This is a genomic window from Nonomuraea sp. NPDC005501, from assembly GCF_040605905.1.
Taxonomy (GTDB): Bacteria; Actinomycetota; Actinomycetes; order Streptosporangiales; family Streptosporangiaceae; genus Nonomuraea.
Map to the genome: position 1 here is coordinate 1 of NZ_JBEXDT010000096.1, position 20,493 is coordinate 20,493.

Here is a 20,493-nt window from a genome sequence, read left to right on the forward strand (position 1 = left end):
GGGTCCTCGAGCTCGATCTCCTTGGCGATGGAGACGCCGTCGTTGGTGATGGTGGGGGCGCCCCACTTCTTCTCCAGCACGACGTTACGGCCCTTCGGGCCGAGGGTCACCTTGACGGCGTCGGCGAGCTGGTTCATACCGCGCTCGAGACCGCGCCGGGCGTCCTCGTCAAACGCGATCATCTTGGCTGCCATAAGGCTGGACCTCCCAGATGCAGGGTGGCTTGCGGCGGATCGAGCCGACGCCCGCGACGGCATATGGGTCCGCGTCTCCGTTGGCGGACCCCATCGTCCCGATCCCAGGTGCTGGCACTCACAAACAGAGAGTGCCAACGAACTGTTTAGCACTCTACCCGGTCGAGTGCAAGCGAGCACCACAGGCGCCCAGGTCAGCCGTACGGCGGGCCCCGGAGGGACCCGCCGTGATCTTCGACGAGGGTGCGAGGGCAGGCCGTACGGACTGCGCTGCCGCGCGGCCTGCCACTGGACGCCAGCGACCTGGGTCAGACAGCGCGGACGGACTCCGCCTGCGGCCCCTTCTGGCCCTGTGTGATCTCGAACTCGACCCGCTGGCCCTGTTCGAGAGAGCGATAGCCGTCCATCATGATTGCCGAGTAATGGACGAATACATCCTTACCACCGTCTACCGCGATGAAGCCGTAGCCCTTGTCCGCGTTGAACCACTTGACGGTGCCCTGCGCCACTTCCGACTCCTCTTACTGGGCTCGCGGATCCCGCCCATTCGTCCGCGAGACCCGCAATCGCCACGACTTATGGCAAAACAGCCGGACGATCGTCCTCGACCATACCTGTGGCACGGCGTTTGGCAACAGAGTCAAACCACAAACCGCGCAATTCCTCTCAACGGTTTCCCTAAGGGGATGTATGGGCACATGGCCGAAGTAGTTCAACATTGAATATCCGGGAAAAGCAGAAGGCGCCCACGAGGGGCGCCTTCAGGGAGCGATGCGGGGGGCGTCAGCCGCCGGCGACCGCAGGGATGATGGAGATCTGGACCCCTTCGGGCGCGGGCGTGTCCAGGCCCTGCGCAAAACGGACGTCCTCTTCTCCCACGTAAACGTTGACAAAACGACGAATCTTGCCCGATTCATCCAGAATTCGCGCGCCGATCCCCGGGTAGTCGGAGTCGAGCTTTGCGAGGACGTCACGAAGAGTCGTGCCCTCGCCACTCACTTCCGCGTTTCCGCCGGTGTACGTGCGCAGGATGGTGGGAATCCGTACAGAAACACTCATGATTAAGTCGCCTTTCCTGGTTGAACGGGCAGCCGCGTGCGGCGGTCAGACAGCCGCGCGGAACGCGTCGAGAGAGGGCTTGATCACAGCCGTGGGCTGGGCGTCCCCGGAGACCGCGTCGAGCGTCTTGAGCCCGTCGCCGGTGTTGAGCACCACGGTCTCCGCCTCGGGGTCGAGCCGCCCGCTCTCGGCGAGCTTCTTCAGCACGCCGACCGTGACGCCGCCCGCCGTCTCGGCGAAGATGCCCTCGGTCGAGGCGAGCAGCTTGATCGCGTCCACGATCTCGGCGTCCGTCACGTCCTCCACCGCGCCGCCGGTGCGGCGGGCGATGTCGAGCACGTAGGGGCCGTCGGCGGGGTTGCCGATGGCCAGCGACTTGGCGATGGTGTCGGGCCTGACCGGCTGGACCACGTCATGGCCGGCCTTGAAGGCGGCCGACACGGGCGAGCAGCCGAGCGCCTGGGCGCCGAACACCTTGTACGGCCGGTCCTCGACCAGCCCCAGGGCGATCAGCTCCTTGAAGCCCTTGTCGATCTTGGTGAGCTGGGACCCGGAGGCGATCGGGATGACGATCTGCTCGGGGAGCCGCCAGCCGAGCTGCTCGGCGATCTCGTACGCGAGCGTCTTGGAGCCCTCCGCGTAGTACGGCCGGAGATTGACGTTGACGAACCCCCACTTGTCGCCCATCGGGTCGCCGATCAGCTCCGAGCAGAACCGGTTGACCTCGTCGTAGGTGCCGTCGATGCCGATGAGCTTGCCGCCGAACACCCGGGCCATGGCGATCTTGGCCTGCTCCAGGTTGGCGGGGATGAACACGCAGGCGTCGAGCCCGGCGCGGGCCGCCGCGGCCGTCACCGCTCCGGCGAGGTTGCCCGTGGAGGAGCACGACAGGGTGTGGAAGCCGAAGTTGCGCGCCGCCTCGACGGCGATGGCCACGACCCGGTCCTTGAAGGAGTGGGTGGGGTTGCCGGAGTCGTCCTTGACGTACAGGGACTTGAGGCCGAGCGCGCGGCCGAGGTTGCCCGCCTTGACGAGCTTGGTCCAGCCGGGGTTCATGTTCGGCTTGGTGGCCACGTCGGCGGGGACGGGGAGCAGCGAGCGGTAGCGCCAGATGTTGGCCGGGCCCGCCTCGATGTCCTCGCGACGGACGTCGCCGAAGGAGTAGGCCGCCTCGAGCGGCCCGAAACACTCCAGGCACGCGAAGCTCGGACCGAGGTCGTAGCGGGTGCCGCACTCGCGGCAGGACAGGGCGGTGGCAGGACCGAAGTCAAGCGACATGAAGCGAGGCCTTCCCTCATCTTCGCCCGCGGCCACCTTGACCGCAGACCGGAATTGGCACCTTGTCCCGGTCGGCCCCGCCAGGTCGCGAGTCTCAAGCCGGGAGGGTTGCCGGGGCTTCGCAGGGCCGGTCCCTCCACCCCTCTGGATGAGCAATATTCAGTTGTCGCATCAGACTGTACCCGGCCACGCGCCGCCGCCGTCCACTCGTCTCATAGCATGAGACGAGTGATCTCACCGGTAGTCGTCGCCGAGCGCCGCCTGAACGTACTTGCGCGCCTGGTGGATGCGCGACTTGGCGGTGCCGAGCGGGATGCCGAGCTGCTCGGCCACCTCGTTGTAGTCGAGCTGGACGATGTCGCGCAGCACCAGCGCCTGGGCCAGGTCGGGCTTGTCGGCCTCCAGCGCCTCCATGGCGTCGAGCAGGTCCAGCCGCGACCCCGCGATGACGCTGACTCGCGCCACGTCGGGTTTCTGCACCGGCAGCTCCTCGGAGGTCTGCTCGGCGGCCCGCCGCTTCAGCGACCGGTACGTGGTCCGCGCGCAGTTGGCCGTCACGATGTGCAGCCACGTGCTGAACCTGGCCCGCCCTTCGAAGCGACCGATGTTGCGGGCCACCGCGAGCAGAGTGTCCTGGGACGCCTCCTCGGCGTCCTGGCGGTAGGGGAGAATGCGGGCACAATGCCGCATCACGTCGGGCTCGATCCGCTTCAGGAGCTCGCCGAGCGCGCGATGATCTCCGGCTGCGGCGGAACGGGCCAGTTCCTCGGTTAGCTCATCAAGCGCCATAGCTGGGATCCTACGATCGGAGGGAGGTTAAATGAACAGTGTCCTGGTCGCCTCCAACAGAGGCCCGGTCTCGTTCACCGTCGACGACGACGGCGCGCTGACCATGAAACGCGGCGGCGGGGGGCTGGTGTCCGGGCTGTCCGGAGTGACCAAGGACCACGGTGTGCTCTGGGTGTGCGCCGCGCTGTCCGACGGTGACCGCATCGCCGCCCGGCAGACCCCCGGAGGTCGGCTCGACCACGCGGGCTACGACACGGGCGCCCTGCGGATGCTCGACATCCCGGCGGCGACGTTCCACCGCGCCTACAACGCGGTGGCCAACTCCACACTCTGGTTCGTCAACCACCTGCTCTACGACATCCCCAACGCGCCCAGCTTCGGCTCCAGGTTCCTGCGCGAGTGGGAGTCGTACCGCGACTACAACGGCGCGTTCGCGCTGGCCCTGGCCGAGGAGGCCCACCACGGGGCCCGCGTCATGGTGCAGGACTACCATCTGACCCTCACCCCCGCCATGCTCCGGGCCGAGCGGCCCGACCTGCGCATCGCCCACTTCAGCCACACGCCGTGGGCGCCGCCCGAGTACTTCTCGCTGCTGCCCGACGACGTGGCCCGCGAGGTGCTCGAAGGCATCCTGGGCGCCGACCACGCGGGCTTCCTCGCCACACGCTGGGCGGACGCGTTCATGGACTGCTGCCGGGCGCTGCTCGGCGCCAGGGTCGACCACGCGGCCCGCACGATCACCCACGAGGGCCGTACGACCCGCGTCGGGGTGCACGGCCTCGGGGTCGACGGCGACGCGCTCTGCGAGCGGGCCGGCGAGCCCGACGTCGAGTCGCACATGGCCGCGCTGCGCGACCAGGTCGGCGACCGCGCCCTGATCGTCCGCATCGACCGGACCGAGCTGTCCAAGAACATCGTGCGCGGCCTGCTCGCCTACCGCGAGTTCCTGGCCGCCCACCCCGAGTGGCACGGGCGGGTCGTCCACCTGGCCTTCGCCTACCCGAGCCGGCACGACCTGCCCGAGTACCGCGAGTACACCGCCTCGGTGCAGCGGTGCGCCCAGGAGATCGAGGACGAGTACGCCACCGAGGACTGGGACCCGCTGATCCTCAACGTCAACGACGACTACCCGCGCTCGCTGGCCGCCTACCGGATGGCCGACGTGCTCCTGGTCAACCCGATCCGCGACGGCATGAACCTGGTGGCCAAGGAGGGCCCGATCCTGTCGCCGCGCGCCGCCCTGGTGCTGTCACGCGAGGCCGGGGCGGCGGCCGAGCTGGGGCCGCACGCCCTCGTGGTCAATCCCTACGACATCAGCGACACGGCCGGCGCGCTGCACGAGGCGCTGGTCATGCCCGAGGAGGAGCGGGTGCGCCGCCGCCGGGAGCTGGTCGCCGCCGCCACGGCGCTGCCGCCCGAACGGTGGCTGGAGGCGCAGCTCGACGCCCTCGACAAGCTCGGCCCCACCCAGGGCTGACCGGCCGAAGGCCACCTTCATCGCCAGGTCGCGCGCTTGAGCACGCCGGCCAGGCCCGGGGTGTTCCACTGGTCGACGACGAGCACCTTGGTCCTCGGCAGGTACCACTCGCGCTGGATCCACCTCGACCTGACCTCGGCGCCGTCGTAGGTGACGCAGGTGGCCTTCCACTCGCGGTAGTACGCCTTGTGGCCGGGGCCGACCTGACGCAGGCCCTTGACCCTGGCGGCGCCGAGCCTCTCGCCCCACCTGCGGTCGTGCGGGCAGGGCTGGACGTCGGTGGCCGGGTAGAACGGGCGCTCGGCGGTGTACGGCTCGAACACCTCGCCGCCCAGCTCGATGGCCTTCGGCCCGAGGATCCAGAAGCTGTCGCACTCCGACCCGGCGTAACCCGACCCGGGCTTGGGGCACGAGCCGGTGACCACGCGGATCCAGTCGCCCTTGCCGTACACCTTCCAGCCGCCCGGCAGGCTCAGCGTCAGGCCGTCGCGCAGGCGGAGGGGGGTGCCCGAGCCCCCGGCGGAGGCGGTGGCGGAAGCGGTGGCGGTGGCGGGGATCAGGAGCGTGACCGCCGCGGCGAGGCCCGCGGCGGCGAGAGCTGTCTTCGGCATGCCGTGACCGTACGGCCGGGCACTTGCAGATCGATCACGAACGACTTGATCACGAGCGCGCGACAGCCGAGGCGAGCTCACGGAGCAGCGCCACGACCCCGTCTGGCCCGTCCACCACGATGTCGGCCCGCTCGGCGAGCCTGGTGACCTCGGCCGAGCCGCTGCACACGGTCACGCCCGGCAGCCCCGACGCCTCGACCGCGTCGAAGGCGGCCAGGTCGCCGAGGTCGTCCCCGGCGAACATCACGGACCTCGCGGCCCGCTCGGCCAGGAACAGCCCGAGCGCGTGCCCCTTGTCCATGCCCGGCGGTCTCAGCTCCAGCACGAGCCGGCCCGGCTCCACCACCAGGCCGTGCCGGGCGGCCAGCTCGGCCAGCGGCTCGCGCAGCGCGGCCAGCGCGCCCTCCGGGTCGTCGGCGCGGCGGGTGTGGACGGCCACCGCCCGGCCCTTGTCCTCCACGGTCACGCCCTTCAGGCCCAGCGAGTCGAGCAGCAGCGGCAGCTCCGCCTCCGCCCGCGGCACGCCGGCGGGAGGCGGCGGGCCGGAGACCGTGCCGCGCTCCCATCGCTCGAAGCCGTAGTGGCCCAGCACCACCAGGCCCGGCACGTCGGCCAGGCCGGGCCCGAGCTCCAGGGCGGTGGCGACGGGCCGTCCGGTCACGATGGCCACCGCCCCGACGTGCCCGCCCAGCTCGGCCAGCACGCCGGGCGCCTCCGGGTGGATCCGGGCGGAGGCCGGGTCGGGCACGATCGGGGACAGCGTCCCGTCGAAGTCGAGCCCGATCACGGCACCCGCCGGGTCCTTCAGGATGGCTTCCATGCCAGGGATGTCTCCAGGGATGTTCCTCACGCGGCTGGGCCTACCCAGCCGGTCAGGGGCGCATGCCCAGACGCCTCGCGGCGCGGTCCCGCTGGCGGCCGGCGCGCAGCCTGCGCAGCCGTTTGACCAGCATCGGGTCGTGCTCCAGGGCGGCCGGCTTGTCGATGAGCTCGCCCAGAAGCTGGTAGTAGCGGGTGGCGGAGAACCCGAAGGTCTCCTTGATGGCCTGCTCCTTGGCGCCCGCGTGGCGCCACCACTGGCGCTCGAAGGCAAGGAGGTCGAGATCGCGTCGGGTCAGCTGTGCGGGTGACGTGAGGGGCTGGTCGTGCGCTGGCTGTCGGGGTGCACTGTCACCGCCGGCCGGTGCAGTGTCCATGGTTCCTCCTCCAAAGGCTGCGCGCGACGATACGACACGCGCATGCGGCCCGACGCCATCGTAATGTGCGCAGTCCGGCTGTTCATGGCGGATGGCTAGACGTACAGTCACGAAGTGTGACCTCAGTCATCACGCTTCTCACGGACTACGGGCTGGAGGACGGCTACGTGGCGGCCTGCCACGGGGTGATCGCCGGCATCGCTCCCGAGGCCCGGGTGATCGACGTGTGCCACACCATCCCGTCGGGCGACGTACGGCGCGGCGCCGCGATCCTCGCGCAGACCATTCCCTACCTGCCCCTGGGCGTGCACATCGGCGCGGTGGACCCCGGCACGGGAGGCACCCGCCGGGCCGTCGCGATCGAGGCGGGCGGCCGGGTGTTCGTCGGCCCGGACAACGGGCTGCTGTCGTGGGCGGTGCACGCCAGCGGGGGCGCCGACGCGGCGTACGAGCTCAGCAACGAGGAGTACTTCCTGCGACCCGTCTCGCCCACCTTCCACGGGCGCGACATCTACTCGGCCGTCGCGGCCCGGCTGTTCAAGGGCGCCAAGCCGGCCGACATGGGCCCGGAGCGCCCGGTCGGCCGGCTCGTCTCGCTGGCGGAGCCGACCTCGGTGGTGCGCGAGGGTGCCGTGGAGGGCGAGGTCGTCTCGGTCGACCGCTACGGCAACACGCAGCTGTCGATCACCGCGAGCCACCTGGAGGCGCTGGGGGCGCGGGTGGGCGACACGCTGGGCGTGTGGCTGGGGCGGCGGCAGCTCACGCTGCCGTACCGGGAGACGTACGCGGCGGTGCCGCCGGGTGAGCTGGTGGCGTTCGCGGACTCGGCGGGGCTGATCGCGATCGCGGTGAACTCGGGGGACGCGGCGCAGCGGCTCGGGCTTCCCCCCGGCGCTCATGTCCGGATATCTCCCTCTATAGCCAAGTCTTAGGCTACGAAAGTTACTTAAGCCTAATTACGCGATGTATCGGACCGTTTACTGAAGGTCCTGATCAATCGTGGGCGTCGCGTGTCACAATCTCCGGCAACGGGCATCCCCCCACCTGCCCCGGAGGTCGCGATGCGCCACTTCCGTCCCATGCCGCGCGTCCCCAGGAGACTCCTACCCCGCCTCACCGTCTGTCTCGTCACCTGTCTCGTCGCCTGCCTGTCCGCCTCGCCGCTGACGGGCCGCACATCGAGCGCCGGCGCCGCCGCCCGCACCGGGACGGCCGCGTACGAGGCCGCGCAGTGGCAGCTCCCCGCGCTGCGCCTGCCCGAGGCGTGGCGGATCAGCAGAGGCGAGGGCGTGCTGGTGGCGGTCCTCGACACCGGCGTGAACGGTCGCCACCCCGACCTCGCGGGCTCCGTGGTGGCCGGTCCCGACCTGACCGGCGCCGGGAGCCGGCCCGGCCGGTGGGGCCACCACGGCACCGCCATGGCCAGCCTCATCGCCGGCCACGGCCACACCCGCACGCCCGCCGCCTCCCGGGTCGCCGCGTTCTCCTCGCCCTCCTCCCCGGCCCGCGTGACGCGGGCCGGGGAGGAGACCGCACGGACCGGTGTGATCGGCGTCGCCCCCGAGGCCCGCGTCCTGTCCGTCCGCGTCACGCTGGAGAACGACGACCCGCTCCGCACCCATCCCTCCGCCGGCCGGCCCGACGCCCTGGCCCGCGGCATCCGCTACGCCGCCGACCACGGCGCGGACGTCATCAGCATGTCCCTGGGCGGCGGCAGCGGCGTCTGGAGGGGCTCGCCCGCCGAGCAGGCGGCGGTACGGTACGCGCTGTGCCGCGGCGCCGTGCTGGTGGCCTCCTCCGGCAACGACGGCGAGACCACGAACCGCAGGAACTACCCGGCCGCCTACCCCGGCGTCATCGCGGTGGGCGCGGTGGACCAGCGGCTCAGGGTGACGGCGTTCTCCAACCGCCAGAACTACCTGTCGGTGGTGGCCCCCGGCACGGGCATCCTCACCGCCGACGGCGCCGGCTCGTACGTGGTGGGCGACGGCACGAGCGCGGCGGCGGCCATGGTGGCGGGCATCGCGGCACTGGTGAGGTCCGCCTACCCCGGCCTGCCACCCGACCAGGTGCGCGCGGCCATCGAACGCGGCACGGTCTCTCGCCCGGCCGCCCGCGACCCCTCGTACGGGCACGGCGTGGCCGACGCGCTGCTCGCGCTGCGGGAGGCGGGCCGGATGGCGGGAGCCCGTGCGGGCAAGGCCCCTCCGCCGCCGCCCGCGCCCGGCCGGACCGCCGGACCGGAGCCGGAGTCGCGGCTGCCGACCCTGGTGGGGCTGCTCGTGCTCTGCCTGGCGATGGCCGCGCACGTGGTGGCGCGGCGGCGCGCCTCCTGAGCCGCACGAGCTTAAACCTAGCAAGCGCTTGTGTAATACTCGTGGCATGACCCTGGCGATCGACGGCTGGTTCACGATCGAGGACGGCGCCACCCACCTCCTGGGCGCCCGGTGCTCCGCCTGCGGCACGGTGACGTTCCCGCCGCGGACCGGCGGCTGCCCCGACCCCGGCTGCGAGAGCGAGAGCCTGGAGGTGACGCGACTGTCCCGGCGGGGCCGGGTCTGGTCCTACACCGACGCCCGCTATCCCCCGCCCGAGCCGTACGTGGCCGCCGAGCCGTACACGCCGGTCACGCTGGCGGCGGTGGAGCTGGAGCGCGAGGGGATCGTGGTGCTCGGACAGGTCAGGGACCTCACGGTCGAGGACCTGGAGGTGGGCATGGAGCTGGAGCTGACCCACGGCGCGCTCGCCGACGGGCCGCTGGTGTGGATGTGGGGGCCGGCGTCGTGAGCGTGGTGGTGCTGGGCGCGGGCATGCACCCGTGGGGCAAGTGGGGCCGCCCGTTCACCGAGTACGGCGTCGCGGCGGCCCGCGAGGCGCTGCGCGACGCCGGGGTGAGCTGGCCCGAGGTCGGGTTCCTGGTGGGCGCCGACACGATCAGGAACGGCTACCCGGGCTTCGTGGCCGGGGCCACGTACGCGAGGGCGCTCGGCTGGTCGGGCGCCCGGATCGCGTCCTGCTACGCCGCCTGCGCCTCCGGCGCGCAGGCCGTCGACATCGCGCGCACCCGGATCCTCGCCGGGCTGTGCGACGTGGCGCTGGTGGTGGGCGCCGACTCGACCCCGAAGGGCTTCTTCAAGCCGGTCGGCGGCGACCGCCCGGACGACCCGGACTGGCTGCGCTTCCGCCTGCTCGGCGCCACGAACCCCGCCTACTTCGGGCTCTACGCGCGCCGCCGCATGGCCCTGCACGGCTCCACGGCCGAGGACTTCGCCGCGGTCAAGGTCAAGAACGCCCGCGCCGGCTCCCTGAACCCGCTGGCCCGTTACCGCAAGCCCGTCACGGCCGGGGAGGTGCTGGCCTCGCCCATGGTGGCCGATCCGCTGCGCCTCATGGACATCTGCGCCACCTCCGACGGCGGGGCCGCGCTCGTGCTCGCCTCCGCCGACTACGCGCGGCGGCGCGGCGTCACGGACGCGGTGCGCCTGGCCGCCGTGTCCACGGTGACGCCGTCCTTCCCGAACGCCGTCCTGGAGCTCCCGGAGTTCGCCACCGACTCCCGCGCCGCCGTGCCGCCTCCCGAACGGCCGTTCCGCGCGGCGATCGCCCACGCCGCCTACGAGGAGGCGGGGCTGGGACCGGAGGACGTGTCGTTCGCCGAGGTGTACGACCTGTCCACGGCGCTGGAGCTGGACTGGGTCGAGGACGTCGGGCTCTGCCCGCCGGGCGAGGCGGACAAGCTGCTGCGGGCCGGCGACACCGCGCTCGGCGGGCGTGTCCCGGTGAACCCCTCCGGCGGGCTCGCCTCGTTCGGCGAGGCCATCCCCGCCCAGGCGATCGCCCAGGTGTGCGAGCTGACCTGGCAGCTGCGCGGCCGGGCGGGCGCCCGCCAGGTGGCCGGCGCCACGGTGGGGCTGGCGGTCAACCAGGGCCTGTTCGGGCACGGCTCCGCGGTCATCGCCACCCGCTGACGTACGCCCGAAGAGCTGACATACCGCCTGGACGAACGCGGAGCCCCGCGCGAGCGGATCGCGCGGGGCCCGTGTGGCTGGACGGCGGCGCTAGCCGACGTGGACCACGTCGTGCGTCTCCGCGAAGTGGCAGGCGCTCAGGTGCGACGTGCCCGGCCGGATCTGGAGCAGCGGCTCCTCCTCGGCGCAGATCTCCTGGGCCTTCCAGCAGCGGGTGCGGAAGCGGCAGCCCGACGGCGGGTTGGCCGGCGAGGGCGGGTCGCCCTGCAGGATGATCCGCTCGCGCTGCTCGCGGCCCTCGGGGTCGGGGACCGGGACGGCCGACAGCAGCGCCTGGGTGTACGGGTGGGCCGGCCGGTCGTAGATCTCCAGGTCCTTGCCCAGCTCCACCATCTTGCCCAGGTACATCACCGCGACCCGGTCGGAGATGTGGCGCACCACCGACAGGTCGTGGGCGATGAAGATGTACGCCAGGCCGAACTCGTTCTGCAGCCGCTCCAGCAGGTTGATGACCTGGGCCTGGATCGACACGTCGAGCGCGGAGACCGGCTCGTCGCAGACGATGATCTCGGGCTGGAGCGCCAGGCCGCGGGCGATGCCGATGCGCTGGCGCTGACCGCCGGAGAACTGGTGCGGGTAGCGGTTGATGTGGTCGGGGTTGAGGCCCACGACCTCCAGCAGCTCCTGCACCTTGCGCCGGCGGTCACCCTTGGGCGCCACCTCGGTGTGGATGTCGAAGGGCTCGCCGACGATGTCACCGACGGTCATCCGGGGGTTCAGCGAGGTGTACGGGTCCTGCATCACCATCTGGATGTTCCGGCGCATCCGCTTGAGCTCGCCGCCCCTGGCCTTGGCCATGTCGCGCCCGTTGATGACGACCGAGCCGGAGGTGGGCCGCTCCAGCGCCATCAGCACCTTGGCGAGCGTGGACTTGCCGCAGCCCGACTCGCCGACGATGCCCAGCGTCTCGCCCTTGTTGAGCTCGAACGAGACGCCGTCGACCGCCTTGATGGCGCCGATCTGCTTCTTGAACATGATGCCCTGGGTCAGGGGGAAGTGCTTGACCAGGTCCCGCACCTCAAGGATTCGCTCACCTTGGGTCGCCATCGAGGACCTCCCTCCAGTAGTGGCAGGCGCTGTTGCGCACACCGCTGATCGCGTAGAGCGGGGGGGCGTCGGTCACGCAGTTGTCCTGGCGGTACGGGCACCGCGGGTGGAAGGCGCAGCCGGTCGGCATGTCGAGCAGGTTGGGCGGCAGGCCCTTGATCGCGTACAGCTCCTGGCCCTTGAGGTCGACCCGGGGGATCGACTCCAGCAGACCCTTCGTGTACGGGTGGGCGGGCGCCCGGTAGATGTCGTACACCGGGGCGTTCTCGACGATGCGTCCCGCGTACATGACCGCGATCTTGTCCGCGACGTCGGCGACGACGCCGAGGTCGTGCGTGATGAGGATCAGGCCCATGTTGCTCTCGCTCTGCAGCTCGGCGAGCAGCTCCATGATCTGGGCCTGGACCGTCACGTCGAGGGCGGTGGTCGGCTCGTCCGCGATCAGCACCTCCGGGTCCAGCGCGATCGACATGGCGATCATGATGCGCTGGCGCATGCCCCCGGAGAACTGGTGCGGGTAGTCGTGCACGCGCTGCTTGGCGGCCGGGATGCGGACCCGGTCCATCAGCTCGACGGCCTTGGCCATCCCGTCGCGCTTCGACATGCCGCGGTGGACGCGGAACATCTCGCTGATCTGCCAGCCCACGGTGAACACCGGGTTGAGCGCGGAGAGCGCGTCCTGGAAGATCATCGCGATGCGCTGGCCGCGGACCTGGGTGCGCGCCTCGTCCGACAGCTTGAGCAGGTCGGTCCCGCGGAAGCGGATCTCTCCCTTGGGAATGCGCGCGGGCGGCATGTCCAGGATGCCCATGATCGCCTGCGCGGTCACGGACTTGCCGGAGCCCGACTCGCCCAGCACCGCCAGGGTCTCCCCCGGGTTGAGCGTGTAGCTCACCCCGTTGACGGCCCGCACGACACCGGCCCGCGTGGCGAACTCCACGTGGAGGTCCTCCACCGCCAGCAACGGCTCGTCGCCCAGCCCTCCCTCGGCGGGCAACGTGTCCAGCGATGTCTTACTCATCTGTCCCCCCTCCTACCTGAGCTTCGGGTCGAGCGCGTCGCGGACGGCGTCGCCCAGCATGATGAACGCCAGCACGGTGATGCTGAGGAACACGGCCGGGAACACCAGCGGCAGCGGCGCCTCCAGGAACCGGTTCCGGGCGTCGGCGATCATCAGGCCCCACGAGATGTCCGGCGACTGCACACCCACCCCGAGGAACGACAGCGCGGCCTCGGCCGCGATGAACCCGCCCAGGTTGATGGTGGCCACGACGATCACCGGGGCGATCGCGTTCGGCAGCAGGTGCCCGAACATGACCCGGCTCTGGCTCGCGCCGAGCGCCCGCGCCGCGATGACGAAGTCCTGGCTCCTGGCCGTGATGACGGCGGCCCGCATGATGCGGAACGTCATCGGCCAGGCCAGCACCGACAGCGCGATCACGACGATCCAGATGCCCAGGCCCTTGTCCCGGAACGTCGCCGTGATGAGCAGCGCGCCCAGGATCTGCGGGATCGCGAAGAACACCTCGGTGACGCGCGAGGAGACCGTGTCGGTGAGCCCGCCGCGGGCGCCCGCGATGAGACCGAGCAGGCCGCCGACGACCGCGGTGATGACCGTGGTGCTGACGCCGATGAGGATCGAGTTGCCGGCGCCGTAGATGGTCCTGGCGTACACGTCGCAGCCGAGGTTGTCGCGTCCGAACAGGTGACCCGCGCTCGGCCCCTGACGGGCCGTCGCGAGGTCGCAGGAGCGCGCGTCCAGCGGGTTGATCGACGTGAACAGCGAGGGCCAGAACGACATGACCAGTAGGATCGCGATGAGGACCAGCGAGAAGATGAACATCGGCCGGCGGCGCAGGTCGTGCCAGGCGTCGCTCCACAGGCTCGCCGGCCTGTCCGCCTTCTTGCGGCGCCTGCCGCCGCCGGGGGACGACTCGACGGGCTGCTTCTCCGTGGTCAGGGTCCGGGTCTCGGAGGCCGCTGGATCGGCCTGGGGGATGTCACTCATAGCGGATCCTCGGGTCGAGCACTGCGTACATCAGGTCGACGGCCAGGTTGGCGACGATGTAGACCAACACCAGGATGGTCACGATTCCTACGACGATGGGTTGTTCTCGTAGGTAGACGCCGTCGTAGAGCTGCTTGCCGATCCCCGGCAGGTTGAAGATCGTCTCGGTGATGACCGCACCGCCCATCAGGTTGCCGAGGTCGGCGCCCAGGTAGGTGACCAGGGGGATCAGCGCGTTGCGCAGGCCGTGCCTGCCGATGACCCTCCGCCGGGACAGGCCCTTGGCGATCGCCGTGCGGATGTAGTCGGATCTCAGCGTCTCCACCAGGCTCGTTCTCGTCAGCCGGGTGAGGTACGCGATCGACACGCCCGCCAGCACGAACCCGGGCAGCAGGTACGACTTCAGGCCCTGCGTGGCGCCCGCGATGGGGAAGATCTCCGTGCCGGTCACCTGCTTGAGCCAGACGCCCAGCCAGAGCTGGAGCACGAAGCCGCTGACCAGGGTGGGGATGGAGATCAGCAGCAGCGTGGACGCCAGGATCGCGGTGTCGGTCGCCCTGCCGCGGCGCAGCGCCGCCCACAGGCCGAGGACGACGCCGATGATGGCCTCGAGGGTCAGCGCGACCAGCGCGAGGTTCAGCGTGACCTGGAGCTTGCCCGCGAGGAGCTGGGTCACCGGGACGCCGGCGAAGGTCTTGCCGAAGTCCCCGCGGAAGATGATGCCGCTGATGTAGTACCAGTACTGGACCAGCAGCGGATCGTTGAGGTGGTACTGGTCGCGGATGATCGCGACGATGTTGGGGTCCTGCCTCTTCTCACCGGCCAGCGCGGCGACAGGGTCACCGGGCAGCGCGAAGACGATGGCGAAGATGAACAGGGTGGCGCCGAGCAGGACTGGCACTGCCTGGATCAGGCGCCTGATGATGTAACGGCCCATTCAAGCCTCCCGTACATGCCGGAAGGCAGTGCCTGGATCCATGGGGTGAAACGGCCAGGCGACTGCCTTCTTGGCGCTCTCGAGGGGCGGGCTCGCCACGCGTGCCCGCCCCCGGGAACAAGTGTCAGGCCTTCTCGACGTCAGCCCACTCAACCTGGTTGAGCAGGTTGATCTTGACGTTCTTGACCTTGGTCGAGTATCCCGAGTTGTTCCGGTAGAAGTACACCGGGATGTACGGCATCTCCTTGATGAGGATGTCGTCCGCCTGCTGGTAGATCTTCAGGCCCTCTTCGGGGGTGGCGGCCTGGTCGCCCTTGGCGACCGTCTCGTCGAACTCCTTGTTGGAGTAGCCCGCGTAGTTGGAGCCCGTCTTGATGGCGCCGGTCGAGAAGATCGGCGACAGGTAGTTCTCGGCCGACGGGTAGTCGATCGCCCAGCCCATCCGGAACATGCCCTTGTACTTCTTGGCGTCCAGGTCGTCCAGGATGTTGGCGAACTTCTCGAACGGCTTGACCGTCACCTCGACGCCGAGGTTGGCGCGGAGGTTGTTGGCGACGGCCTCGATCCACTCCTTGTGACCACCGTCGGCGTTGTAGCCGAGCTCCAGCTTGGCCGGGCCCTTGGCGGCGGCGTACTGCTCCTTGGCCTTGCCCGGGTCGTAGGCGCAGGCCGTGCAGGCGCCCTGGCGGTAGCCGTCGATGGCCGGGTTGATGAAGTCGTCGGCCGGCGAACGGGTGCCGGAGAAGACCGTCTCGGCGATGGTCTTCCGGTCGATGGCCATCGAGATGGCCTCGCGGACCTTGACGTCCTTGTACTCGTCGTTGTACTGCAGGGGGAAGCCGATGTAGCCGATACCGGCGTCCGGCTGGTCCTGGTAGCGGTCCCCGAGCGCGGTCTTGGCGCTGGCGATCGCCGACGCGGGCAGCGAGTCGTGGATGTCGACGTTGTCGGCCTGCAGGTCGTTGTAGGCCGTCTCCGAGCTGTTGTAGAGCTTGAACTGGAGCTTGGTCCAGCCGTTCGGCTTCTTGCCCGGGAACTTGTCGTACACCGACAGGTCGATGCTCTGGTCAGTGCCCTTCTTGTAGGGCTTGTCCAGCTTGAACAGGCCCTGGCCGATCGGCTTCTCGCCGAACTCCGCCGTCACCTTGCCGTCGGGGCCGAAGGCCGCCTTGGGCAGCGGGTAGAACGCGGTGTAGCCGAGCATGGTCTTGAACTGGGAGAACGGCGCGGTCAGCGTGACCTCGAGGGTGGTGTCGTCCACCGCCTTGAGGCCCTTCATCTCCTTGGTGGTGACCTGCTTGCCCTCGCCCGGGTTGAGGTCGGCGTAGCCGTCGACACGGCCGAAGAAGTAGCCGGCGCCCTGCGCGTTGTCCTGGTTCGCTGCGTAGTTCCAGGCGTCAACGTAGTTCTGCGCGATCACGGGCTCGCCGTTGTGCCAGGTGTAGCCCGGCTTGAGCTTGATCGTCCAGACCTTGTTGTCCTGAGTCTCGATCGACTCCGCGGCGCCCATGACGACCTGCTTGTTCTCGTCATAGTTCACCAGCGGCTCGAAGACCGCCGCGAGCGCCTCGGCGCCCTCGGACTCAGTGGTGTTCGAAGGGACCAGCAGGTTCTGCGGCTCGCCGAGCTCCATGCGGACCGGCGTGTCCCCGCTCGATCCGGAGGTGCCGGTCGAGGTGCCGCCGCCGCCACCACACGCGGCAACCGCGAGGGCCAGCAGCGCGGTACCGGCGACGATCTGTGCGCCCTTAGTAACACGCATGGTAAGAAGATTCCTCCCTCTACAGGTGGGCGTTAGCGCTGAGCTGCGATGATCGTGAGCAGCCTGACGGGGGGTTCGGTAATCCCCCGGGTTTGGCTGACATGGTCAAACCAGCCGACGCCCTGCCAGTCGATCGCGACTATCCCTCACTACGTGCCACCAGCGAGTCTCTGGCGCGTTGCAGTTCGGTCACACGTGCGCCAATCCAGCGTCACACTCATACGGCTCAGAGGACCTAGAAGCTCTCATAACCGTCAGATGACCATACGTTTGGACACGGACAGTCGAGCAAAAATACCTCTTACCGAAATGTGCTCGCGCCCTTGCCGGGCACGCACCGTGTCACTGGGCTACGGTTGTTGCCGTCTTGACGGCGCCTTGGAACCGGGCGCTCCAGGACTCCGTCCAACTGTCTGCCGCGCACCCGCGCGGGAGCACCTCACCGACCCGGATCCAATAGAGTCCTTGCCATGAGTCAGCCGGAATCCGCTGTCGCGGACGCCCAGGCGGGCGGCCGGAGCGGGCAGGAGCCGCTGGCCAAGCTCGCCGCGAGATACGGGCTTCGCCGTGCCATCGCACGACCGAGGTTTCCTGTCTACGTGCGCCAGCTCTGGGAGCGGCGGCACTTCATCCTGACGTACGCGTCCTCGCGCAACGTCTCGAAGTACTCCAGCTCGGCCCTCGGCCAGTTGTGGCAGGTCCTGACTCCGCTGCTCAACGCCGGCATCTACTACGTGATGTTCGGCATCATCCTCGGCGGCAAGGGCGGCATCCACAACTACCCCGCGTTCCTCCTGACGGGGATGTTCGTCTTCACCTACACGCAGCGGACCGTCACCGCGGGCGCCAAGTCGATCTCCGGCAACCTGTCGATGATCCGCGCGCTGCACTTCCCGCGCGCCTCCCTGCCGCTGGCGTACACGATCCAGGAGCTGCAGCAGCTCGCCATCTCCATGGGCGTGCTGGTGGTGATCATCCTCATCACGCAGGAGCCCATCGCGCTGTCCTGGCTGTTGGTGCCCGTCGTGCTGCTCCTCCAGACGATGTTCAACGTCGGCGCCGGGCTGGTGATGGCCCGCCTGGGCGCCTCCATGCGCGACCTCAACCAGCTCCTGCCCTTCATCACCCGCACCTGGCTGTACGCCTCGGGCGTCTTCTTCTCCATCCAGGCCAAGGTCGTGGGCAGTGCACACCTGCCTCAGTGGGTGGCCGACGTGATGTACTACGCCAACCCGGCCGCCTCCTACATCGAGGCCATGCGCGACCTGCTCATCACCAGCGAGGGCGGGCACAATCCTCCGGATGCGGTGTGGATATCCTGCGTATTCTGGGCGGTGTTCGCCCTCTGCTTCGGCTTCTGGTACTTCTGGCGTGCCGAGGAGAGGTACGGGCGTGGCTGAACTGACCGAGGAGCTGTCACTGGTGAAGGCCGAGGAGCCCGCCGTCGCCGCCGGCAAGGACGGCAAGGCGAAGCCGCAGCCCAAGCCGGCCACGCCGGTCAGCAAGCCGCCTCTCGACGTTCCCACCGGCACGCCCACCGTCATCGTCGACGACCTGCACATCATCTACCGCGTCTACGGCGCGGCCACCGACGTCGAGAAGGGCAACGCGGTCAACGCCCTCACGCGTCTCCTGAAGCGCCAGGGCAGGCCGCAGATGAAGGAGGTCCACGCCGTCAAGGGCGTCTCCTTCGTGGCCTACCACGGCGACGCCATCGGCATCGTGGGACGCAACGGGTCGGGCAAGTCCACGCTGCTGCGCGCGATCGCCGGCCTCCTGCCGCCCCACTCGGGCGCCGTCTACACCGACGGGCAGCCCTCGCTCCTCGGCGTCAACGCCGCGCTCATGCGCGAGCTCACCGGCGAGCGCAACATCGTGCTCGGCTGCTACGCCATGGGCATGACGCCGGCCGAGGTCAAGGAGAAGTACCAGGAGATCGTGGACTTCTCCGGCATCGACGAGTTCGTCCAGCTGCCGATGTCCACCTACTCCTCCGGCATGGGGGCCCGCCTGCGCTTCGCCATCTCCTCGGCCAAGACCCACGACGTGCTGCTCATCGACGAGGCGCTGGCCACCGGCGACCGCGAGTTCCGCAAGAAGAGCGAGCAGCGCATCCGGCAGATCCGCGAGGAGGCCGGCACGGTCTTCCTCGTCGCCCATGACCTGCGGGTCATCGAGGAGACCTGCAACCGGGTCATCTGGCTGCACAAGGGCAAGATCAAGATGGACGGCGACCCGAAGGAAGTGCTCGCCGCCTACAACAAGGGCTGATCCACCCGAGCCTCCAGCCGCCGGCGCGTACGACACGCCCGGCGGCTTCCTCATGGGACGACTTCGCGCGCGGCCCCTGCGACACGAGGGGTCAATGCCTGACACCGTGGCGCACGGTCCGGTATGATTCGAACGTTGTTTCGATACGGCGAGGCGCGGATGGAAGGGAACGGGGGCGCGATGGGAGAGCTTTCGGCCGCGATCGACCACCTGGCCATCGAGGACGTGTCGGAGATCCCGAGGATGGAGCTGGCCCAGCAGCTCCTCGACCTGCACTGGCAGATGGCCCGGCTCCAGGCCCAGATCGCCCGGCGCACCGGCGTACGCGTCTGACGCCGCCGGAGCGGGTCCGGGCAGGTCGGGTCCGGGCAGGTCGGGTCCCGGCAGGTCGGGCCCGGTCGGGTCCGGGCAGGTCGGGTCCGGTCGGGTCCGGGCAGGTCGGGTCCGGACATGGGAGTGCCGCCGGTCCCTGGTCGAGGGACCGGCGGCGGGCTGCGCCTCTCACCGTGGGTCGCCGCCCTGCAGTGGCGGCTCGGCAGGTGAGGCGTGACTCGGGCTCGGGCGCGTCCGCCCGGCCCGCGCCGTCCCACCGGTCCGGGAGGCGGGCCGTCCGAGCGCCGGCACCAAGGCGCTCGTCATCCCTCCCCCGGTCCGCCGGCGGACACGGCGGGCAGCGGCCTTTCTGGTCAGTTCAGCCGCTCTGGTCAGGTCAGCCGCGTACCCGGCACCACCCCGCCCGAGGCGAGGCCACGTGACAGCGGGGTGCCGGACACCACGGCGCCCGGAGTCACCCCCTGAGCCAGCGGTCCGCTGGGGACGACGACACGGGACAGGGCGCCGCTCCCGGCCACACCGCTCGGACTGACACCCCGCGAGAGGGCACCGTTCGACACGACCCCGTTCGACACGACACCGTTCGTCAGGGCGCGCCCCGGGCCGCTGGAGAGCGCGCCGCCCGGCACCGCACCACTGGAGGTGACGCCTCGGGCGAGCGTGCCGTTCCGGGCCACGCCCTGAGTCACGCCCCTTGCCAGCGGGACGCTCGGCGCCACCCCGTTCGGCGTCACACGGCTCGGGGCGACGCCCCTGGACAGGGCGCCCCTCAGCGTGTCACCGGCCGGGAGGTCCGTGGTCGGGGAGCCGGTCGTGGCCGGGGAGCCGGTCGTGGCCGGGGCCGGCCGGCGCGGCCGGACGTACCGCCGCTGCCAGTTCTCCCGGCCGCGCCGGCCCGTGCGGGCCGTCCTCGGCGAGGAGCCGTCGTCGTCCCGGGCGGTGGCCTGGGTGGTCCTCGTCCCGCCCCGGCGGCCGGTCGCGGAGCCGCCTCCCGACGTCCCTCCGCGGGAGGCCGCCGAGGGCGAGCCACGGTGCCCGGGCACCGTCGGACGCGGCGTCCGGTCCCCCGGCACCTCGACGCGGGGCACAGCACCGGTGACGGGGCCGGGCACAGCACCGGTGACGGGGCCGGGCACGGCGCCGGACACCGTACCGGGCGCGTCGGCGTCCAGTGTGCGGGCACCGGGCACCGCGCCCAGGCTCGTACCGTCCAGGGTCCCCCGGCCGGCCGTCCCGCCGTCCAGCACCCTGCCGTCCGGCGTCCTGTCGTCCAGCGTTCCGGCGGCCGTCGAGGTCACGTCCGGTGCGCCGGGCCCCGTCGTGAGCGGCCTGGCGGAGCGTTCCACCTGCGCATGGGCCGGCGGAACGGTGAGGGCCGCCGCCAGCCCGAGTGACGCGACGGCGACAGCCGCCTTGACTACACGATTCATGATTGCCTTCCCGGCTCGTGATCGATCGCTCTCGAATGCGGAGGAAACGCGAATCGAAAACCCCCCGAAAGCC

Annotated in this window: 22 protein-coding genes and 1 riboswitch; of the genes, 8 read left to right on the forward strand and 14 right to left on the reverse strand. The window is 70.3% G+C overall.

Annotated features, from left to right (window positions below):
* The 5 genes from ABZS51_RS34390 to ABZS51_RS34410 all read right to left on the reverse strand — a co-directional run.
* Window positions 1-194: TCP-1/cpn60 chaperonin family protein (locus ABZS51_RS34390; RefSeq protein ID WP_355450018.1), on the reverse strand; the 194-nt coding region annotated here is incomplete at its 3' end.
* Between the two features lie 308 nt (window positions 195-502).
* Window positions 503-703 carry a cold-shock protein gene (locus tag ABZS51_RS34395; RefSeq protein ID WP_068927743.1) on the reverse strand — a complete coding sequence of 67 codons (201 nt, stop codon included), beginning with the start codon at window positions 701-703 and terminating at the stop codon, window positions 503-505.
* A gap of 274 nt (window positions 704-977) precedes the next feature.
* Window positions 978-1,253, reverse strand: coding sequence for a MoaD/ThiS family protein (locus tag ABZS51_RS34400; protein WP_310716318.1), 276 nt, complete (start codon window positions 1,251-1,253; stop codon window positions 978-980).
* A 45-nt stretch (window positions 1,254-1,298) separates the two neighbouring features.
* Window positions 1,299-2,531 (reverse strand): threonine synthase, encoded by a 1,233-nt coding sequence (gene thrC / locus ABZS51_RS34405; RefSeq protein WP_310716320.1) that lies wholly within the window; start codon window positions 2,529-2,531, stop codon window positions 1,299-1,301.
* Between the two features lie 13 nt (window positions 2,532-2,544).
* A riboswitch (SAM riboswitch) is annotated at window positions 2,545-2,686 on the reverse strand.
* A gap of 79 nt (window positions 2,687-2,765) precedes the next feature.
* Window positions 2,766-3,320, reverse strand: a complete 555-nt coding sequence (locus ABZS51_RS34410; protein WP_310716322.1) for an RNA polymerase sigma factor — start codon at window positions 3,318-3,320, stop codon at window positions 2,766-2,768.
* Between the two features lie 31 nt (window positions 3,321-3,351).
* Here ABZS51_RS34410 and ABZS51_RS34415 point away from each other — a divergent pair, with 31 nt between their 5' ends.
* Window positions 3,352-4,797: a trehalose-6-phosphate synthase gene (locus ABZS51_RS34415; RefSeq protein ID WP_355450022.1), complete on the forward strand. Its 1,446-nt coding sequence runs from the start codon at window positions 3,352-3,354 to the stop codon at window positions 4,795-4,797.
* A 17-nt stretch (window positions 4,798-4,814) separates the two neighbouring features.
* Here the strand turns inward: ABZS51_RS34415 and ABZS51_RS34420 are convergent, their stop codons facing one another.
* Genes ABZS51_RS34420 through ABZS51_RS34430 form a run of 3 tightly spaced genes read right to left on the reverse strand, consistent with a single transcriptional unit; the run spans window position 4,815 to window position 6,604 of the window.
* A complete protein-coding gene (locus tag ABZS51_RS34420) occupies window positions 4,815-5,408 on the reverse strand; it encodes a hypothetical protein (protein ID WP_355450025.1) in 594 nt (197 codons plus the stop codon).
* Window positions 5,409-5,457: 49 nt separating this feature from the next.
* Window positions 5,458-6,228, reverse strand: coding sequence for a trehalose-phosphatase (gene otsB / locus ABZS51_RS34425; RefSeq protein ID WP_355450028.1), 771 nt, complete (start codon window positions 6,226-6,228; stop codon window positions 5,458-5,460).
* Window positions 6,229-6,280: 52 nt separating this feature from the next.
* On the reverse strand, window positions 6,281-6,604 hold the full coding sequence (locus ABZS51_RS34430; RefSeq protein ID WP_310716328.1) for a DUF3263 domain-containing protein: 324 nt from the start codon (window positions 6,602-6,604) through the stop codon (window positions 6,281-6,283).
* A gap of 116 nt (window positions 6,605-6,720) precedes the next feature.
* Between ABZS51_RS34430 and ABZS51_RS34435 the strand changes: the two genes are divergently transcribed.
* The 4 genes from ABZS51_RS34435 (at window position 6,721) to ABZS51_RS34450 (ending at window position 10,572) form a co-directional block, all read left to right on the forward strand.
* Window positions 6,721-7,536, forward strand: a complete 816-nt coding sequence (locus tag ABZS51_RS34435) for an SAM-dependent chlorinase/fluorinase (protein WP_355450031.1) — start codon at window positions 6,721-6,723, stop codon at window positions 7,534-7,536.
* Window positions 7,537-7,665: 129 nt separating this feature from the next.
* A complete protein-coding gene (locus ABZS51_RS34440; RefSeq protein ID WP_355450034.1) occupies window positions 7,666-8,940 on the forward strand; it encodes a S8 family serine peptidase in 1,275 nt (424 codons plus the stop codon).
* A gap of 46 nt (window positions 8,941-8,986) precedes the next feature.
* On the forward strand, window positions 8,987-9,391 hold the full coding sequence (locus tag ABZS51_RS34445) for an OB-fold domain-containing protein (protein WP_355450036.1): 405 nt from the start codon (window positions 8,987-8,989) through the stop codon (window positions 9,389-9,391).
* Window positions 9,373-10,572 (forward strand): lipid-transfer protein, encoded by a 1,200-nt coding sequence (locus ABZS51_RS34450; protein ID WP_355450039.1) that lies wholly within the window; start codon window positions 9,373-9,375, stop codon window positions 10,570-10,572. Before ABZS51_RS34445 ends, ABZS51_RS34450 begins: the two co-directional genes overlap by 19 nt.
* Window positions 10,573-10,662: 90 nt before the next feature.
* Here the strand turns inward: ABZS51_RS34450 and ABZS51_RS34455 are convergent, their stop codons facing one another.
* The 5 genes from ABZS51_RS34455 to ABZS51_RS34475 form a co-directional block, all read right to left on the reverse strand.
* Complete coding sequence (locus ABZS51_RS34455) at window positions 10,663-11,679, reverse strand: dipeptide ABC transporter ATP-binding protein (RefSeq protein ID WP_310716336.1); 1,017 nt, start codon at window positions 11,677-11,679, stop codon at window positions 10,663-10,665.
* Window positions 11,663-12,700 carry an ABC transporter ATP-binding protein gene (locus ABZS51_RS34460; protein WP_310716338.1) on the reverse strand — a complete coding sequence of 346 codons (1,038 nt, stop codon included), beginning with the start codon at window positions 12,698-12,700 and terminating at the stop codon, window positions 11,663-11,665. Before ABZS51_RS34460 ends, ABZS51_RS34455 begins: the two co-directional genes overlap by 17 nt.
* 12 nt (window positions 12,701-12,712) lie before the next feature.
* Window positions 12,713-13,687 (reverse strand): ABC transporter permease, encoded by a 975-nt coding sequence (locus ABZS51_RS34465; protein WP_355450043.1) that lies wholly within the window; start codon window positions 13,685-13,687, stop codon window positions 12,713-12,715.
* Window positions 13,680-14,624: an ABC transporter permease gene (locus tag ABZS51_RS34470; protein WP_355450046.1), complete on the reverse strand. Its 945-nt coding sequence runs from the start codon at window positions 14,622-14,624 to the stop codon at window positions 13,680-13,682. The genes ABZS51_RS34465 and ABZS51_RS34470 overlap by 8 nt, the downstream gene beginning before the upstream one ends.
* A 124-nt stretch (window positions 14,625-14,748) precedes the next feature.
* Window positions 14,749-16,386 carry an ABC transporter substrate-binding protein gene (locus ABZS51_RS34475; protein WP_310716344.1) on the reverse strand — a complete coding sequence of 546 codons (1,638 nt, stop codon included), beginning with the start codon at window positions 16,384-16,386 and terminating at the stop codon, window positions 14,749-14,751.
* A gap of 470 nt (window positions 16,387-16,856) precedes the next feature.
* Between ABZS51_RS34475 and ABZS51_RS34480 the strand changes: the two genes are divergently transcribed.
* From ABZS51_RS34480 to ABZS51_RS34490, 3 genes are all read left to right on the forward strand, one after another.
* The gene (locus tag ABZS51_RS34480; protein ID WP_355450049.1) at window positions 16,857-17,786 is read left to right on the forward strand and encodes an ABC transporter permease; all 930 of its coding nucleotides are present in this window, start codon (window positions 16,857-16,859) and stop codon (window positions 17,784-17,786) included.
* Window positions 17,779-18,657: an ABC transporter ATP-binding protein gene (locus ABZS51_RS34485; RefSeq protein ID WP_310716347.1), complete on the forward strand. Its 879-nt coding sequence runs from the start codon at window positions 17,779-17,781 to the stop codon at window positions 18,655-18,657. The genes ABZS51_RS34480 and ABZS51_RS34485 overlap by 8 nt, the downstream gene beginning before the upstream one ends.
* 180 nt (window positions 18,658-18,837) lie before the next feature.
* Window positions 18,838-18,990, forward strand: coding sequence for a hypothetical protein (locus tag ABZS51_RS34490; RefSeq protein ID WP_310716349.1), 153 nt, complete (start codon window positions 18,838-18,840; stop codon window positions 18,988-18,990).
* 371 nt (window positions 18,991-19,361) lie between these two features.
* Here the strand turns inward: ABZS51_RS34490 and ABZS51_RS34495 are convergent, their stop codons facing one another.
* Window positions 19,362-20,420 (reverse strand): hypothetical protein, encoded by a 1,059-nt coding sequence (locus tag ABZS51_RS34495; RefSeq protein ID WP_355450053.1) that lies wholly within the window; start codon window positions 20,418-20,420, stop codon window positions 19,362-19,364.
* Window positions 20,421-20,493: the final 73 nt, after the last annotated feature.